This window comes from Luteithermobacter gelatinilyticus, from assembly GCF_005849285.1.
Lineage (GTDB): Bacteria > Pseudomonadota > Alphaproteobacteria > Sphingomonadales > Emcibacteraceae > Luteithermobacter > Luteithermobacter gelatinilyticus.
Genome location: NZ_CP040517.1, coordinates 1,823,565 through 1,839,436 on the forward strand (window position 1 = coordinate 1,823,565; position 15,872 = coordinate 1,839,436).

Here is a 15,872-nt window from a genome sequence, read left to right on the forward strand (position 1 = left end):
TATAATGTACACTATTTGTTCTATTTTACAAGAACATTTTTAACTTATTGTTTTTAAATTGTAAAACATAAAATATTCGATAAATGTTCTCGTAACGTGAAAAAATCAACAACATAAAAAAGCGCGCCTTGAGACAAAACGCGCCAGAATCAAGCAGAATCAAGAATCAAACAGAATCAAGCAGAATCAAATCGAAACAGCCAAACCAAAAAAGGACGGGCCGGCAACCGCACTCAGTTTTCCAAAACTTCCTTCACCTGCTCGGCCAACTGTTTCAGGCTAAAGGGTTTGGGTAGAAAATTAAAATCCTCCTGCCCCATGCTTTTGTCAAAGGCGTCTTCGGCATAGCCGGAAATAAAAATCACCTTCAGATCGGGGTTGGTTTCCCTGATTTTTTTCACCAGGGTCGGCCCGTCCATCTGCGGCATGACCACATCGCTGATCACCAGATCCAGCTTGCCCTCCAGTTCCTCCACCAGTTGCAGCGCCTTGTCACCGCCGCTGGCTTCGAAAATCTTGTATCCCTTATTCTTGAGCGCGCGCGAGGCAAACATGCGCACAGCGTCCTCATCCTCCACCAGAAGAATATTGCCCTTGCCGGTCAGATCTTTGGCTGCCTTACCCGCCCCTTCCTCACCACCGGCCGGAGCTTTTTCCCGGCCGGCCTCCTTGTGAATCGGCAGATAAATGCTGAACACCGTTCCCCGGCCCAGTTCGCTGGTCGGGAAAATAAATCCGTCGGTCTGCTTGACAATGCCATAAACCGTAGACAGGCCAAGCCCAGTCCCCTTGCCCACCTCCTTGGTGCTGAAAAAGGGTTCGAAAATCTTGCCCAGATGTTCCTTAGGGATCCCGGTTCCGGTGTCTTCCACTTCCAGAAGGACATAGTCATTGGGCGGCATGACCTTGTACCGCTGGCTGATTTTCAGGGATTCCTTATAAGAAACATTGCGCGTGCGGATCACGATCCGCCCGCCATCCGGCATGGCGTCACGGGCATTTACACATAGATTGATGATCACCTGCTCCAATTGCCCCTGGTCCACTTTCACCAGGCCCAAATCACGCCCGTGTTTCATCTCCAGTTCGATATTCTCCCCGATCAACCGCCTGAGCAGGTTGGACAGTTCCGCCAGCACGTCGGTAATCAGAAGAACCTTGGGACGCAACGTCTGCTGGCGGGAAAAGGCCAGTAGCTGCCGGACCAGATTGGCCGCCCGATTGGCGTTCTGTTTGATCTGGATGATGTCGGAAAAGGACTGGTCTCCCGGCCCATGGCGCACCAGCAGCAGGTCGCAGAACCCGGTAATCGCTGTCAGCAAGTTGTTAAAGTCATGGGCAATTCCCCCCGCAAGCTGCCCCACGGCCTGCATCTTCTGGGATTGAGCAAACTGCAATTCCAGGCTTTTCTGCTCCGTCGTGTCAATCAGATACAGAATGGCCACAGCGTCATGACCGGCAAAATTTTCAAGCCGGGTAATATAAAGTTGGCCCCGCTTGTCGGCATCTCCCTTGAAATTGACATCCGCTACGGTATTGGCCGCGCCGGAAGCGATGGTATCATCCACCTTGCCCAGAATATCCCGGTAATCCTCAGCTTCGATAAAGTCTTCGAGCGTTCTGACCTTACCCAATCCCAGATCCCGAAGAAAGTCTCGGAAAACATTGTTGCGTTCCAGCATCTTGCCGCGGGTCGTCACAACGGCAATTCCGATGGGAGAATCCGTGAAAAACCGATCAATCCCCACGCCTTTTTCTCCTGAGACGGACATGGTCGAGTCCGACGTCATATCCGGATTTCTGTCCACGCCACTTTGGGTCACGGCATAACAGGTCAAGTCCTGTTTCTCAAAAATAGAGGCCAGCGCCTTGATCAGCAGGAAATCCAGCACCATTTTCCGCCCCCCGCGAGACGTCAGGGTTACCCGTTCCGGGACTTGTCCGCCCCCCGTACCAAACAGTTCCGAGAACGACGCCGGCAAGGCTATTTCACCGGCGTCAAAAGGTTCCAGAAATTCCTGCACCACAGCATTCATGAAGATGACTTCATGGTGGTCATTAACCGCCAGAAATCCCTGCCCACTTTGCGCCAGAACGGCCCCAATATCTTCCAAACTGATCCGACGGTCCCGGCCCGTGTGCAGGCTTCTTTGGTGTCCCCTATCGGGAGAGACCATCCAGCGGATATAGCCTTCTTCCTCCTTTTCCCGCTCCACAGTCAGGCACAGCGCGTGTTTTTTCCCATCACTGCTGAGGATATCCACTCCCATCTCAAAGCTTTGCCCCCGCGCCATGTTCATGACCGTTACATCCAGTTCGGCCCGCTCCGCCTTATCGGCAAAATTCATGGCCAGAGGAGAGACGATACGATTGTCACTCAGCTGTTGCATCAATTGACGGTAGGCCGTGTTGCAATAGATCGTTTCGCCCCGACGGCTGGTCAGCAGATAGGGGACTTCCGGCGAAACATCCGCTTGCGGAGAGGCGACATCAGCCTGATCCAGCGCCCGCATATACTGTTTCAGGATATAAATCATGATCCCCACCGTCACCAGCACCGACAGGGCGGCCAGGAAAATACCCAGCTCAGGACGGCCGAATCCCAGGCCCAGAAGATAACAGGCCAGCCCCGCCAGAAGACCCGTCCCGGCCAGCGCCACAAGAAACGGATAATCTCTGCGGGGACCCTTCACCAAATTGAAAGGACGGGACCGAGCGTGTTGTGAAGGTCTGGGACTGATGTCATTCATGATCTTGGTCTTATCTTTGCCATGTGGATTGATGAGAAATATCGCATATATCCCAAAGAAGTTTCAAACAAGTTTACAATGCCTCCCCCTTCTCCTGTACCTAATTGTGATGAGATGTCATCGTCATCTCGAGTGAGCGTAAGCGAACGCGGCAATTTTTGGGCCTTGTCCTCTTGAAATTCTTTGAGACCATCCCTTATCCTTCTTCCGTAACCGCTGCTGTTGGACGATAGGTTACCCGTTCCCCTTTTTTCAGGCGCAAAAGATAACTGATCACCTCCGCCACGGCCTTGTAATGTTCAGGATGGATTTCCTCATCCACCTCCACCACCGCATAAAGGGACCGCGCCAAAGGCGGGTTCTCCAAGACCGGAATCTCATGTTCCTCGGCAATTTCCCGAATTTTCAGGGCAATATGATCCATGCCCTTTGCCACCACTTTCGGGACGTCCATTTCTCCATGTTTATACTGCATGGCCACTGCATAATGGGTCGGGTTAGTGACCACCACATCCGCCTCCGGCACCGCACTCATCATCCGGTTTCGGGCCCGCTCCATTCTGATCTGCCGCAGCCGCGCCCGGACCATAGGGTCCCCTTCGGTTTGCTTCAACTCGTCCTTGACTTCCTGTTTGGTCATCCGCAACTGCTTGAGAAACTGAAACCGCTGGAACAGATAATCAAAACCGGCAATCAGTGCCATGATCGCCACCACGCCGCCGAGAATCCGGAGCACCATCAAAAAAACAATATCCACAGCTTCCGAAATCTCATAGGTCATCATGACTTCAAGCTGATCCCGTTCCGGCCAAACCAACAAAAGTACCACACAGGCCACAATAATGATTTTGAGCAGGGATTTCAGGAACTCCACCACATTCTGCATGGAAAATAACCGTTTCACACCGGCCAGCGGGGAAATCTTGCTCAGCTTGGGTTTGATTTTTTCGACGGAAATCATGGGCCTGTGTTGCACCATCGCCCCGGCCAACGCCCCCATGATGAGCAAAATCACCGGCAGCACCATAAAAGCAGCGACATCCAGAAATAGTCCTGCCACATAGGTTTCCAGGCCGGGTCCATCCATCGGCACCGCATAGGAATATTCAAAAACCCGGGCCAGAAGATTACCTATGCCCCTCATGGCACCGGAAGCAGAGACCAAAATAATCAGAGTTGCCGCCAGAAGGATAAAAAAATGCCTGACCTCCTGGCTTTTCGCCACCTCCCCTTTCTCCAGGGCATCCTGGAGTCTCTTCTGGGTCGGCTCTTCTGTCTTCTGGGATTGGTCCTGATCTTCCGCCATGAGATCGTCCGCCTTTTTGCATCACGCCAGAAACTGGCCGATTCCCTTTTCCATATATTCCAGGAACCACGCCATCGCCGCGCCGATCACAATCAGAAAAATAAGAAATCCCATTATGATGTTCAACGGCATGGCGATAAAGAACACCTGCAATTGGGGCATCAGCCGGGCCAATATACCTAGGCCGATGTTAAAAATCAGGCCATAAACAATAAACGGCATGGCAATCTGCACCCCCAACCTGAAAGCCCCCGCCACGGTGTCCAGTACCTGCTGGGCAAAATCAGTAATTTTAATGTCCGAGCCGGCAGGAAACAGAACATAACTGTCGCGCATAGCCAAAATCATCATATGATGCAGATCCGTCACCAGAATAAGCGTCGTCCCCACCAGTGTGAGAAAGGTCCCCATTAGCGCGCTTTGTGCGCCCTGTACGGGGTCAAAAGCCTGGGCCACCGCCAATCCCGTCTGCATGGCGATAATGGTGCCGGCCACATGCAGCGCGCTGGCAATCAGGCGAATGGCGGTCCCAATCAGCAGCCCCACCACCACTTCCCGGAAGATCAGCATGAAAATACCCAGTGGCGTTGCCGGTAGGTCCGGTAGCGCAGTGCGCACCACAACATAAATCAGAAGCGAGACCCCCAGCGCCAGAATCAGCCGCACCCGGATTGGCACTGCCGTCTCCCCCAAGGCAGGAAGCACCATAAAAATACTTCCAAGTCGTGAAAAAACCAGCAGAAAACCAAAAATTTCCTGCGGCAGATATAAGCTAAACAAGACCTATGATCCGTTCGGCAATACGTTGCATGAAAGCACCCAGGGTTTCCCCCATAAACGGCAGGAAAAAAAACAAAGAAATAAAAATGGCCACAATTTTGGGCACAAAGGTCAGGGTCATTTCCTGGATTTGGGTTAACGCCTGGAACATGGAAATAAACAAGCCGACCACCAGGGCCACAATCATCACGGGACCAGCCACCTTGATCAGCACCCACAGAGCATCCTGCGCCACATCAATAACATCTGCCCCATTCATTTAAGCGGATCCTTTAGTTTCAGAGCCCGTAAAGTTTCATGCCCTTCAGATGGGCATTTTGATAATGTCCTGATAGGCAGCAATCACCTTATCCCGCACGGCCACCACCGTTTCCAGCACCATTTCAGCATTCTGCACATGGGTAACCACATCCACAAGATCGGCCTGTTTGTTCAGGGCCTCAATTCCCACAGATTCACTTTTTGCAATGCTGTCCGCGGCATCGCTCAGACTTTCCTTGAGAATAGCGCCAAATGACGCCGACCCTTCAGCTTCCGCCGACCCGACAGGAGAAATTTTTTCGATCTTCTCGTCCGGACCGGCAATCCCCTGATTTTTCAGGGCACTTGAATAGGCGTTAACGGCGTCCAGAGCTTTGATATTCATGACACAGTTTCCTCATTTCCCGTGTTTAGCGCAACAAGTCGATCGTTCGCATGATCATGTTTTTGGACACATCAATGGCATTGAGATTCGCCTCATAGCTGCGCTGGGCCTGTTTCATGTCAATCGCCTCCACCAGGCTGTTGACATTGGGGGTTTTGATATAACCGTTTTCATCCGCCGCCGGATGCCCGGGATCGTATCGCAGACCAAAATTGCTTTGATCGAATTTGACATCATTCACCTTGACCCGCTGCACCCCGAGTTCACGGTCCAGTTCATTCACAAAGGTCACAACCTTGCGCCGGTACGGGTCCTGATCGGGTGACAGGGCTACGGAATCCGCATTGGCCAAATTTTCGGAAATCACGCGCATCCGCACTGTCTGGGCTTTCATCCCCGCCGCAGATATCATCATGGCTTTTGACAGGTCCATCTAAGGATCTCCTTAATCAGCTTTTCTTGAATCAGCTTTTCTTAAATCAGCTTTTCTTGCCCAGGGCCGTTTTCAAAAGCCCCACATGCTTGCGGTACAAATTAACCGCCATGGTATAGTCCATCTGGGTTTCCGTCATCTTCATGAGTTCATCCTCAAGATTAACGGCATTCCCATCAGGCGACGTGCTCATATAGCGGGCCTCCACCTTTTTGATTTCAAAAGACGCACCAGCGCCGCCATTCGGCTTCATATGTTCTTTCTCGTCAACCTGCATCTGCAGGGTGCCGGACGTTGAATAACGGTCCACATGTGCCTTGAAACTGACGTTCTTCAGATCCTTGGGGATATATCCCGGTGTATTGGCATTGGCAATATTCTGTGCCAGGACCTTCTGTCGTTCATTCAGCCATTCCATTTTCTTGCTAAGTGAACTGAAAAGAGAAATTTTGTTCAGGTCCATTCCACAACCCTTGCTTCCTGTATCGTATTTTTCCGCCTTCCCCTCACGATTGGGCTGGATGCACAAAATACGAAATGAGCCTTACGATACTACACCCTGCTGTTATTGTGGAGAGATAAAATTAACATTCTGTTAAGTTCCGGCACCAGGATAAGTTTCTCTTAACCATATTTGTCTTTAAAGAGTCACATAATGGCTGACAAGGCCGCCAGCCTATGATTAATATCTGGGATTAATATCTGGGATTAATATCTGTATCGACCGAAAAAACCGGTGCTAAGCCCCAAAAGATTTCAAACGAAACCGGACCGAAAGCATGACAGGAAACGACGCCCCATTTTCTCAAAGACAAAAGGCCCAAAGACAAAAGGCAGTAGCCCTGAGTCAGGCGGGGAACCGGGAAAACATTCCCCGCATTACCGCCACGGGATTTGGGGCAAACGCCGAAAAGATCCTTGAACTCGCCTTTGCCAGTGGTGTCAAGGTCAGACAGGATGAGGATCTTGTCTCCATTCTGTCCAGTTTCGACGAAGGCAGCCTGATTCCCTTGGAAGCCTTGCAAGCCGTTTCGGAAATCCTGAGTTACCTCTATAACGAACCGATCAGACTGCAAGAACAGAAATATCACGAAATGGCCCGGAAGGATCAGCCGCCCACACCGTCTGGCACAACCCGCAAAGGGGAAAACTGAATGGACATTGCAGCCTATATACAGTTTATCATTGCCTTGCTGTTTGTGATTGGCCTTATCCTGCTTCTGGCTTACGGCGCGAAAAGGCTGGGCCTGGCGGCCCGAGTGACCATCAACTCCCCCAAAGCCCAGGAACGCCGGCTGAATATTGTCGAGGTATTGACAGTTGATTCCAAACGCCGGCTGATGCTGATCCGGCGGGACAATGTAGAACATCTTATCATGCTGGGAGTGGAAAAGGATCTTGTGATCGAACAGAATATTCCCTGTGAGTCCGGCCTGGACAGCTCCGCAAAGGCCATAAAAGAGACCATAAAAAAGAGCTCAACAAAAATCAGGCAGACATCATAATGTTGACATTACGCAGCGTGTGTAAAGACAACCGCTTTTTCCGGTATTCCTTATGGGCCGTGGGTGGTCTCTCTCTGATCGTTCTTCTGTTTTTTGCCGCCTCTCCCGCGCTGGCGCAACAGTTCAGCCTGGATCTTGGGGAAGACGGCACCCTATCCGGCCGGGTTGTGCAGCTGTTGATGCTGATGACGGTGCTCAGCCTGGCCCCGGCCATTCTGGTGGTGGTCACCTCCTTCACCCGCATCATTATTGTCTTTTCGCTGCTCCGCAGTGCGCTGGGCACCCAACAGACGCCGCCCAATGTGGTGCTCATCAGTCTGGCCCTGTTCATGACCGGTTTCATCATGGCTCCCACCTTAAAGTCGGCCTATGAGGAAGGAGTCAGTCCGCTCATCGAGGAACAGATCAGCGAAGAAGAGGCCTTTGATAAAATCACCCAGCCTTTTCATGATTTTATGATGCGTCATGTTCGCGAAAAGGACTTGCAGTTGTTTGTGGATCTGTCGGGCCGGGAACCACCGGCGGATCGGACCTCCACCCCGTTTGAGATTCTCGTACCGGCCTTCATGATCAGCGAATTGCGCCGGGCCTTTGAAATTGGTTTTCTGATTTTTGTGCCTTTTATTGTGATTGATCTGGTGGTTTCATCAATCCTGATGTCCATGGGCATGATGATGTTGCCGCCCATTATGATTTCTCTGCCCTTTAAGCTGATCTTTTTTGTGCTGGTCGATGGCTGGCATCTCATTGCCGGAAGCCTGATCCAGAGTTTTGGCACCTGAAGGCCCTGATCTTGGAAAGTTAACTACCGCTGTTTTCCCCGTCTGGTCTGGTGGAAAATTCGTTGCGGTAGCTATCCATGAAGGTTTCCAGCCGCTCCACACTGGCAATACTCTGGGTCAGGCGTCGCACATCTGCCCCGCTATCCTGCTGCTGGGCCGTGATCACCTCAAAGGCTTCCGCATATCGCCCCCGTTCCATCAACGGCATATAGCGTCTGCGAAGCACCTCAAGCCCTTCCTTGTCTTCTGCCAACGACAACGCCACAGCCAGACGCAGCACCGTCTGCCTTTCATCCAGCGTCAGATCTTCGGGATTTTCCCAGCGCCGGCCCAGCAGTTTGTTATTCTGCTGAACCACCATCGGCCAGTTCTCCGCATTCCAGTAAATATCTGCCCGCAACCGGTCCACATCGGGGCCTTCCTCCTGCTGCAAGAGGACTTCGGCCTCTTCAAACCGGTCCAGCTGAATAAGCGCCCGGGCCTCAATCAATCGTCTTCTGCGCTCAATATCCTCTGGTGTTTGCGCCTGACGCGTCGCCCGCAGGATTTTCAGGGCCTCTTCCGGTTTGGCATCCAGAATATAGATCATCGCCAGCCGGCTCGCCACATCCGCCTGAGCCACCCCTTTCAAGCGATAACGGATCTGGTGTTCAAGAATTTCCGCCGCCTTGCCCAGAAGATCCACCGACACCAGCCGGTCTGCGAGCCGGCGGGCCATATTGTCGCCTGCCGGGCCCAGCGGGGTCAATTCCCGAAAATCATTATAAAGGGCGACCGCCTTGATCGGGGCCAGCTTGTCCGCTTCACCTTCCAGAAACAGCTTGCGGTAAATATCGGACATTAATGTTGTCAGTTCCCGGGTTTTGGCTGATCTTTTGAAATAGGTCGCCGCCTGTTTTAGGGTTTCCAGACCGGTGCGATATTCCTGCTGCGCAACATAAAGTTCCCCCAACCGGGCCAGAAGGCGCAGTTCAAAATCGTCCCCCCGCCAAGCATACCGCAGTTTTTCCAACCGGTCGATTGCCTCTGCCGGCGTGATCTTGCCGGTTTTCAGTTCCAGATTGGCCAAAGCAAGTCGGGCCCAGGCCGCGGTTTTGCGCACCCCGGCCTTGATCACCTTTTCATATTCGCCCTGGGCCTTTTCCATATTACCGGAATCTTCGGTCAGACGCGCTTTCCAGTAGTCCAGTTCCGTCACCTGTTCCGCCGACAGGGGATAACGTCGAAGGATCTTGATCTGCTCATTCATAAATTCCCGATCCCCCGTCCGATAGGCCGCACGGATTGCCGCCAGCACAAACCTAGCACGGTCAGCCGCCTCATGCAGCGACAGGATATCTGCCCCTCTTCGGTAGTCCTCCAGGGCTTCACGATCACGCCCCAACGCCTCATTGGCGACAGCCCGCCACAAATAAGCATCCAGTTCCGTCTCCAGCGTCTTGTGGGTCAGGTGGCGGACCGCCTCTTCATAACGGCGCAAATGAATCTGGGTTACGCCCAACACCGCCCTGAATTCCGGTGTTTGCAACAGTTCCGGATCCCGTTCCAGCATCAGTTGTAAAATGCCATAGGCATCCGGCGCATATCCGTTGGCAAGATAAAACCGCGCCAGATCCCAGCGGGCCATGTTGCGTTCATCTTCACTGGATTGAGACAGCCTATAGAGAAGATTCTTGCGATTGGGGTTATATCCCGACGCCGGATCGGGACCCTCCCGCCATTTTCTGAAATCAATCAGCCTTATTTTTTCAATCCCGTCGGTCTGTCGGGCGTCGCCTTGGTCAATATCGAACTGATTGGACAAACGACTTTTGGACAGGGCCAGGCCTTGCTCTGTAGCTATTCCCACACCGTTTCTGAACCGAGTGACCTGCAACCGGTCGGCATGAAGTTCTACAGCCACGCCTTGCGCCGTTTCCAACACCGTAAACTCGGTGAATTCACGGGGCTTAATGACCCCCTGAGAGGTTTCCAAAGCCGGGATGATGGCCAATTCATCCCCAATCACCGGATCCTGAAGGCGAAAAACGGACCCCGGCGCCTCAAAAGCAAAAAAGAAGTTCTCCCCATGGCCGCTGCCGCGCTGCTGGCCATTGCGGATGGGCAGTTTGGCGGTAGCATAACCGGGCTGAAGATAAACCTTCCAGTCGGTTCCCTTACGATCCACCTTGACAAAATATCCCGGTGTCAGACTGTATTGCAGGACCGTCGCATCCGGATGGTCAATCTCCCTTACTTCATGAACAATTTTACCAAGTCGCGCCCTCAAGGCGGCATGGTCAAAGTCAGCTTGTTTTTCGAAAACCACCCATAGCAGATCATGACGGGTAAAGATGGCCGCCCGCACCTTTTCTGGCCAGGGATAGGTAAGCGTTAAAGCATTACCGGCGTCTTCAACCCCAACCAGCAGCCCGCCTTCGTGATCCACAGGTTGATTGCCTGAAGAAGAAGGAAGAGAGGCCTGCTCCACTTCGACAGAAGCCACCGCCGGGGACGTCGGCTCTTGGTGCAGTTTTTTTTGTTGCAAGGCGGCTTTCCCGCCCCCCCTGTCATTGGTTGCCCTTTCCTGTACCGGAGCCACCTCGATAATGTCCACCGCAACTTTTGTCCCGTCGCGGAAATGATGCAGCCTGCCCGGCTCAAGAATGTCCAGCGTGACAACCAGACGGCCTTCATCCTGTCTGTATCGGGGATTGCCGAAGAACCGCAATGGCCTGTTTTGCAACCTGCCAAAATCAGGAACAGCGTTGCGCCCAAAAGTGATGCGCAGTGTATCTTCGGACAACACCGGCGTGTAGGACACGCGTTCGGCCCAGTCAAATACAATCCGGCTGAAATTGGGATGATCCGCGGACCGGACAGTGAGCGGAACCTGGGCGACGGCCTCGACTCTTCCCCCCATCACCAAGATAAGCGCCAGAACAGGAATCAGAGCAGGCGCCAAAATCCACATTCCGAAGATTCTGTTCGTCTTTTTCTGGAAATAATGCCCGCACACCATCATGTTTTCTTACACACACCCCGTTCACTCAGCAGTTATTCAGCCCGGTCTTCCTTATGCCGGTCTTCCTTATGCCGGTCTTCCTTATGCCGGTCTTCCTTATGAACGACAATATCCACCCGCCGCGCCAGAACATATCGTTCATGCAAGGGAATTTCAGGATCAAGTTCCTTAAACCGTGACGGACCGTTGCCATAGGCTTCAATTGCCTCGGGATACCCGGCCTGACGGATAATGCGTGCCACGGCAATGGCCCGCACCAACGACAATTCCCAGTTGGTGGGATAGCGCACCCCCGTGGTTGGTTCAAGATCCGTATGCCCAACCACGACAATTTTGTTGGGAATGTTGCGTAGTGCCCCGCCCAGCTCCAGCAGCGCCCGATAGGCTTCCGAGGGCAATTCCGAGCTGCCTTTTTCAAAAATCATGTCTGTGGGCACGGATATGGCCAGACGATCATCCAGAACCGTTACCGTACTGCGTTTCAGCAAGGGGTCATATTGCAGTTTGTCTTCAAAAACCTTTTTCAGATACATTAGGCTCAGGGCCGGTTCCTTGTGCACAAGCGCCGTTTCCACCTTTTGCCAATCCGTATCGTCAATTTTCGCCCGTTCAGGATTCAACTGTTCGCTCAGTGATTCCACCACAGCCTTCCATTTGGACACCTGGACCGAATTCATGGAAAACATCAACACAAAAAAGGTGAGCAACAGCGCCAGAAGGTCAGCAAAAACAATCATCCAGCTGCTGGCCACTTTTTTGCGGCTGACGTTCACCCCCTTCTCAATCATTCCGCCCCCCTCCTACGGGGAAAAAAGGCTCTTCCTGCCTTTCCAGGCTTTGAATCGAAGAGAGTCTCTCCCGGTTATAAAAGGTGATTTCGACTTTGTTCTTGTCTCCCTGTACAACGCCTGTTGAAATTTGTTCCTCAGGCACCCCCATATTTTTTAACCGATGGACTATAGCGCCAGCCCGGAGAATATGCAGATCTTCCCAGTATTTCGGTCCCTGGGGCAAATCGCGACCGGTATAGACAAGAAAATCAATTTCCCGTCGCTCAGCGGTCCGCCCACCTTTCAAGAAAGCCGCCAACTGATTAAGGAAGTTCTGCTGATCCAAGCGGAACTGTGCCGTCCCGCGCTCAAAAAGGTCATTGGCCTCAAATTTGACCACAATGATATGGCCGCCCTGGGTCGGAAACTTGCCTTCAAAACCAACAAGCGAGGCAAACACCCCCTGAATCTGGGCATAAAATTCATCGTTGGGAGTTTGCGCCTCAGGATCAGAGGTCACGTCGACAAAATCCGCCTCCGGCTCGAATGGATTTTTGAAAGCCCGGGTCACACTCTCCGTCGCGGCCGCCACCCGGTTTTCTTCCTGGTTGGAAATCGAATTCATCACCATAAAAAAGGCCAGCACAATCAGATACAGGGATACAAAGATCCCTGTTGTCTGGTCCGAAGCCCCCTTAGAGGTGTCATTGTTTTCAGAAGACCCCGGAAGGTTTTCGGTATATCCAGGAAGTCGAAAGTTTTTATCCATATCGGGGGACTACCTGATTTTCACCATTCATAAAACAGGCGTCATTGATGTCAACCGGCCCGTTAACCATAAGTGCAGCCAGCCTATACAATATTGCCCTCACAATCAATCAAAGCTCGCCAGTAACGCATCAATCGCATCTTGGTCATTGGCCTCATGCGACAATTGTGGGCCGTGCAACAGTTCGTCGTGGTCCATTTCTTCTGGTACTTTATCAACAGGGCACTCTTCCGGCAGTTCCGTATCACCAATGGCGCGAGCCAGTTCCGCAAGTTTTTCTTCAAGATGCTTAAGGGTATTGACCACCCTGCTGACGCGCTGTCCCGTAATATCCTGAAAGCTGGACGCCTCAAAGATTTTGGTCGAAATGGCTTCTAGCCTTTCTGCCAGTTCCCCTTTTGCCCCAGCGGCCAGTTCGCCGATCTCTTCCGCCGCATCCATGATGCTGGAAGCGGCCTCTTCCGTGGCATTCACCACTTCATCCAGTTGGTCGGAAGCCTCGGGGATTTTATTTTCGCTCAGATGCTTGGGGCGGATTTGCGAAATGTCGATCTTGGCCTTTTCAATAAAATCCAGAAGTTCCCGGAGTTCATCCTGAAAATGGATGTCAATGAGGGCGACATCTCCTTCAAAGCTCCCCATGACCTCCCCGACAATTTTGGTAACATCCCTGACCGGCACCTGATCACCGAATTTCTTACGGATACTGTCAATCCGCTCTTCAAGGGCGACGATATTGGAACACATAACTTTCCCCTTGCTCCTTGCTGATTGAGGATTTTTTATCCCTGTAGCCTAACAAGGAGTTCTTAATAGCCGGTTAAATCTGCGGTTTTGGACTTAAGGCCTACCCCTCTATGTCGGGAAGTTGCCGTCGGGTCGCCAGCTCTGTTGTCAGTTTTTTTGCAATTTCCGGCGACATATCGGACAGGATAGCGCCCACATTCTTTTCTTTCATTTTTTCCACAATACGGATCAGAATATCCATATCCAGTTTATCAAAGATGCGCGCTGCATCCTTGGACTTCATGGACGAATATGTTTTCACAAGCATATCGAGCTGGGCCTGCTCGCGTTCATCATGAATTTTCAGCAACCCTTCGATGCGGCTTTCAATTTTTTTCAGGGACGCGATTTTTTCATCAATGCGGTTTTCTGTAGCCTTCAACAGCTTCTCCCGCATATCCAGCTCCCGGGACCGGCGTTCAAGCTCTTCACGTCGTTCGGCAAGATCCTGCAAAATCTGAACTTCGGAGCGGCTCCAGACAGCAGGATAGCCCGCCTCATCTGTTATCGCGTCCACAGCCCCGCCCGTTGCGGCCTCAGCCGGGGACGATGTGTTTTCTGTGGGGGGGAGTTGAGTTTCACTCGACGCAGTCTGGTCCCCGGCTGTGGGTGTTACTGCCTCAAGGGTACCGGCCTGCGGTTCAACATTCTCAGCATCCTGGGCCATCGACGTTTCGATGCCCACGGCAAGGTCATAGACCCGGATGCCAAAAAACATCACCAGAACCACAATCATCAAAGGCAACAATCTGAACCCACGCATCTTAAAGTTTTTCCTTCCGTTCCCGCGATATGCTCTCGCTATATGCTCTTGCTATATGCTCTCTGGCAAGTTAACGAACATTTCTTAATGTTTTCAGAATGTCATTTTCCGGTTTTGGGTTTTTCTCTTCTTCCGGTTCCTGCATCTGATCCACGGCCGTACGTCCCTGAGCCAGCCCCTGCTCCAAACGGTCCGCCAGCGCCGTGCCCACATCGGTCATCACCGACAGTTCATCTGCAATACGTCGCGCCTTACCCAAAAGTTCACTCAGACGGGCTTCCTCCTCGCCAAAGGAAGATTTAAGGGTGGCGATGCTTTCCTGGGCCCGGGCCGTGGTCTCATTAAGCTGGCGCACTACCGCTGCCATTTCCTGCTGGGCGCCCCGAAATCTTTTCAGACGATTGTTGAGGATAACGCTGTAGACGATCAGTACGGCCAGAAGTAACAGCACCGCGGCATCAATGACCAGTTCCAGCCCCATCTTCTTATCCTCCTGCCATATGGCGTTTGATCTGATGAATTTTGACCGCTACATACCGCCCCATGCGCCCAATCTTGCCACGCATCATCGGCACACCGGAACAGCGGATGTCAATATCCCCGTCCGGGACGGCATTCAATAGAAGTGTCTGCCCGACTTCCAGGCCCAGAACCTCGCCCAGGGTCATGGTTTGTTCGTCCAGAACGGCTTCCAAAGACACATCGGTCTGCAAAAGTTCGCTGGCCAAGTGATTTTCCCAGATGGTATCCCGGCCGAATTTCTCCCCCATATAACGCTGTAACAGCAGTTCGCGCACGGGTTCAATGGTGGCATAGGGTAGCACCATTTCCAGACGGCCGCCCCGGTCTTCCATATCCGCCCGCATTTTAATCAACAACGCCGCATTGCTGGGTTGGGCAATGGTGGCAAAACGCGGGTTGGTTTCCAACCGGTCAAGCGTAAACGTTACCGCGCTCAACGGCTCAAAAGCCGCGCACAGGTCTTTGAGTATCACCTGCAGCATCTGTTCCACCAGCGTATGCTCAATGGTGGTGTAGGGCCGCCCTTCGATCCGCATGGGCGCCGTCCCCCGCCGCCCCCCCAGCAGGGCATCCACCACGGAATAGATCAGATTGCTGTCAATGGTGATCAGGCCGTAATTATCCCATTCCTTGGCTTTGAAAACCGCCAGCATCGCCGGCAGTGGAATGGAGTTCAGATAATCTCCAAACCGGATCGAAGTCATGTTATCGATGGACACCTCGAAATTGTCCGACGTAAAATTCCTGAGCGACGTAGACATCATCCGCACATAGCGGTCAAAAATGATGTCCAGCATGGGCAGGCGTTCATAGGCCACAAGACCGCTGTTGATCAGCGCCTGAATACCGGATTTTGTGGTGTCATCATCGTCGTCGCCGTCAAAGCCGAGAAGACTGTCGATCTCATCCTGATCCAGAACCCGGTCCGCCCCCATGGCGGCAGCCATATCTGTCTCGTCATCATCAAAGCCATCTTCGCCGGCTTCCGCGGCGGCCATCGCCTCCCATTCGGCGGCAACGGCATCATTGTCAATCTCGTCTTCAGCCATGACTTCA

The 15,872-nt window shown here is 52.5% G+C and carries 17 protein-coding genes; 3 read left to right on the forward strand and 14 right to left on the reverse strand.

What is annotated here, in order from left to right; translation table 11 throughout:
- Positions 1-233: 233 nt before the first annotated feature.
- The 7 genes from FE788_RS08240 to flgB all read right to left on the reverse strand — a co-directional run bounded on the left by FE788_RS08240 (position 234) and on the right by flgB (position 6,378).
- Positions 234-2,750 (reverse strand): hybrid sensor histidine kinase/response regulator, encoded by a 2,517-nt coding sequence (locus FE788_RS08240; protein ID WP_138380182.1) that lies wholly within the window; start codon positions 2,748-2,750, stop codon positions 234-236.
- Between the two features lie 196 nt (positions 2,751-2,946).
- Positions 2,947-4,056 carry a flagellar biosynthesis protein FlhB gene (gene flhB, locus FE788_RS08245; protein WP_138380183.1) on the reverse strand — a complete coding sequence of 370 codons (1,110 nt, stop codon included), beginning with the start codon at positions 4,054-4,056 and terminating at the stop codon, positions 2,947-2,949.
- A 21-nt stretch (positions 4,057-4,077) separates the two neighbouring features.
- The gene (gene fliR, locus FE788_RS08250; RefSeq protein ID WP_138380184.1) at positions 4,078-4,836 is read right to left on the reverse strand and encodes a flagellar biosynthetic protein FliR; all 759 of its coding nucleotides are present in this window, start codon (positions 4,834-4,836) and stop codon (positions 4,078-4,080) included.
- Complete coding sequence (gene fliQ / locus FE788_RS08255) at positions 4,829-5,095, reverse strand: flagellar biosynthesis protein FliQ (RefSeq protein ID WP_138380185.1); 267 nt, start codon at positions 5,093-5,095, stop codon at positions 4,829-4,831. The genes fliR and fliQ overlap by 8 nt, the downstream gene beginning before the upstream one ends.
- Positions 5,096-5,140: 45 nt before the next feature.
- The gene (gene fliE, locus FE788_RS08260) at positions 5,141-5,482 is read right to left on the reverse strand and encodes a flagellar hook-basal body complex protein FliE (protein WP_138380186.1); all 342 of its coding nucleotides are present in this window, start codon (positions 5,480-5,482) and stop codon (positions 5,141-5,143) included.
- A 25-nt stretch (positions 5,483-5,507) separates the two neighbouring features.
- Positions 5,508-5,915, reverse strand: coding sequence for a flagellar basal body rod protein FlgC (gene flgC, locus FE788_RS08265; protein ID WP_138380187.1), 408 nt, complete (start codon positions 5,913-5,915; stop codon positions 5,508-5,510).
- Between the two features lie 46 nt (positions 5,916-5,961).
- A complete protein-coding gene (flgB, locus tag FE788_RS08270) occupies positions 5,962-6,378 on the reverse strand; it encodes a flagellar basal body rod protein FlgB (protein ID WP_138380188.1) in 417 nt (138 codons plus the stop codon).
- Between the two features lie 316 nt (positions 6,379-6,694).
- Between flgB and FE788_RS08275 the strand changes: the two genes are divergently transcribed.
- Genes FE788_RS08275 through fliP form a run of 3 tightly spaced genes read left to right on the forward strand, consistent with a single transcriptional unit; the run spans position 6,695 to position 8,202 of the window.
- Positions 6,695-7,069 (forward strand): EscU/YscU/HrcU family type III secretion system export apparatus switch protein, encoded by a 375-nt coding sequence (locus tag FE788_RS08275; RefSeq protein WP_138380189.1) that lies wholly within the window; start codon positions 6,695-6,697, stop codon positions 7,067-7,069.
- On the forward strand, positions 7,070-7,420 hold the full coding sequence (locus FE788_RS08280; protein WP_138380190.1) for a FliO/MopB family protein: 351 nt from the start codon (positions 7,070-7,072) through the stop codon (positions 7,418-7,420).
- Positions 7,420-8,202: a flagellar type III secretion system pore protein FliP gene (gene fliP / locus FE788_RS08285; RefSeq protein WP_138380191.1), complete on the forward strand. Its 783-nt coding sequence runs from the start codon at positions 7,420-7,422 to the stop codon at positions 8,200-8,202. Before FE788_RS08280 ends, fliP begins: the two co-directional genes overlap by 1 nt.
- 19 nt (positions 8,203-8,221) lie before the next feature.
- Here the strand turns inward: fliP and FE788_RS08290 are convergent, their stop codons facing one another.
- From FE788_RS08290 to fliM, 7 genes are all read right to left on the reverse strand, one after another.
- Positions 8,222-11,146 (reverse strand): tetratricopeptide repeat protein, encoded by a 2,925-nt coding sequence (locus FE788_RS08290; protein ID WP_138380192.1) that lies wholly within the window; start codon positions 11,144-11,146, stop codon positions 8,222-8,224.
- Positions 11,147-11,238: 92 nt separating this feature from the next.
- Positions 11,239-11,994, reverse strand: a complete 756-nt coding sequence (locus tag FE788_RS08295; RefSeq protein ID WP_138380193.1) for an OmpA/MotB family protein — start codon at positions 11,992-11,994, stop codon at positions 11,239-11,241.
- Positions 11,987-12,745, reverse strand: a complete 759-nt coding sequence (locus FE788_RS08300) for an OmpA family protein (protein WP_138380194.1) — start codon at positions 12,743-12,745, stop codon at positions 11,987-11,989. The genes FE788_RS08295 and FE788_RS08300 overlap by 8 nt, the downstream gene beginning before the upstream one ends.
- Positions 12,746-12,850: 105 nt before the next feature.
- The gene (locus FE788_RS08305; protein WP_138380195.1) at positions 12,851-13,492 is read right to left on the reverse strand and encodes a protein phosphatase CheZ; all 642 of its coding nucleotides are present in this window, start codon (positions 13,490-13,492) and stop codon (positions 12,851-12,853) included.
- Between the two features lie 100 nt (positions 13,493-13,592).
- On the reverse strand, positions 13,593-14,294 hold the full coding sequence (locus tag FE788_RS08310) for a MotE family protein (RefSeq protein WP_138380196.1): 702 nt from the start codon (positions 14,292-14,294) through the stop codon (positions 13,593-13,595).
- 70 nt (positions 14,295-14,364) lie between these two features.
- The gene (locus FE788_RS08315) at positions 14,365-14,775 is read right to left on the reverse strand and encodes a DUF6468 domain-containing protein (RefSeq protein ID WP_138380197.1); all 411 of its coding nucleotides are present in this window, start codon (positions 14,773-14,775) and stop codon (positions 14,365-14,367) included.
- Positions 14,776-14,779: 4 nt separating this feature from the next.
- Positions 14,780-15,865 (reverse strand): flagellar motor switch protein FliM, encoded by a 1,086-nt coding sequence (fliM, locus tag FE788_RS08320; protein ID WP_138380198.1) that lies wholly within the window; start codon positions 15,863-15,865, stop codon positions 14,780-14,782.
- Positions 15,866-15,872: the final 7 nt, after the last annotated feature.

Bases quoted from the DNA above. Each gene is read 5' to 3' on its own strand.
- FE788_RS08315 (WP_138380197.1), bottom strand. From the start codon at position 14,775: ATGGGGCTGGAACTGGTCATTGATGCCGCGGTGCTGTTACTTCTGGCC.
- FE788_RS08300 (WP_138380194.1), bottom strand. From the start codon at position 12,745: ATGGATAAAAACTTTCGACTTCCTGGATATACCGAAAACCTTCCGGGG.
- FE788_RS08310 (WP_138380196.1), bottom strand. From the start codon at position 14,294: ATGCGTGGGTTCAGATTGTTGCCTTTGATGATTGTGGTTCTGGTGATG.
- flhB (WP_138380183.1), bottom strand. From the start codon at position 4,056: ATGGCGGAAGATCAGGACCAATCCCAGAAGACAGAAGAGCCGACCCAG.
- fliQ (WP_138380185.1), bottom strand. From the start codon at position 5,095: ATGAATGGGGCAGATGTTATTGATGTGGCGCAGGATGCTCTGTGGGTG.
- flgC (WP_138380187.1), bottom strand. From the start codon at position 5,915: ATGGACCTGTCAAAAGCCATGATGATATCTGCGGCGGGGATGAAAGCC.
- flgB (WP_138380188.1), bottom strand. From the start codon at position 6,378: ATGGACCTGAACAAAATTTCTCTTTTCAGTTCACTTAGCAAGAAAATG.
- FE788_RS08240 (WP_138380182.1), bottom strand. From the start codon at position 2,750: ATGAATGACATCAGTCCCAGACCTTCACAACACGCTCGGTCCCGTCCT.
- FE788_RS08280 (WP_138380190.1), top strand. From the start codon at position 7,070: ATGGACATTGCAGCCTATATACAGTTTATCATTGCCTTGCTGTTTGTG.
- FE788_RS08275 (WP_138380189.1), top strand. From the start codon at position 6,695: ATGACAGGAAACGACGCCCCATTTTCTCAAAGACAAAAGGCCCAAAGA.
- fliM (WP_138380198.1), bottom strand. From the start codon at position 15,865: ATGGCTGAAGACGAGATTGACAATGATGCCGTTGCCGCCGAATGGGAG.
- FE788_RS08295 (WP_138380193.1), bottom strand. From the start codon at position 11,994: ATGATTGAGAAGGGGGTGAACGTCAGCCGCAAAAAAGTGGCCAGCAGC.
- fliP (WP_138380191.1), top strand. From the start codon at position 7,420: ATGTTGACATTACGCAGCGTGTGTAAAGACAACCGCTTTTTCCGGTAT.
- FE788_RS08305 (WP_138380195.1), bottom strand. From the start codon at position 13,492: ATGTGTTCCAATATCGTCGCCCTTGAAGAGCGGATTGACAGTATCCGT.
- fliE (WP_138380186.1), bottom strand. From the start codon at position 5,482: ATGAATATCAAAGCTCTGGACGCCGTTAACGCCTATTCAAGTGCCCTG.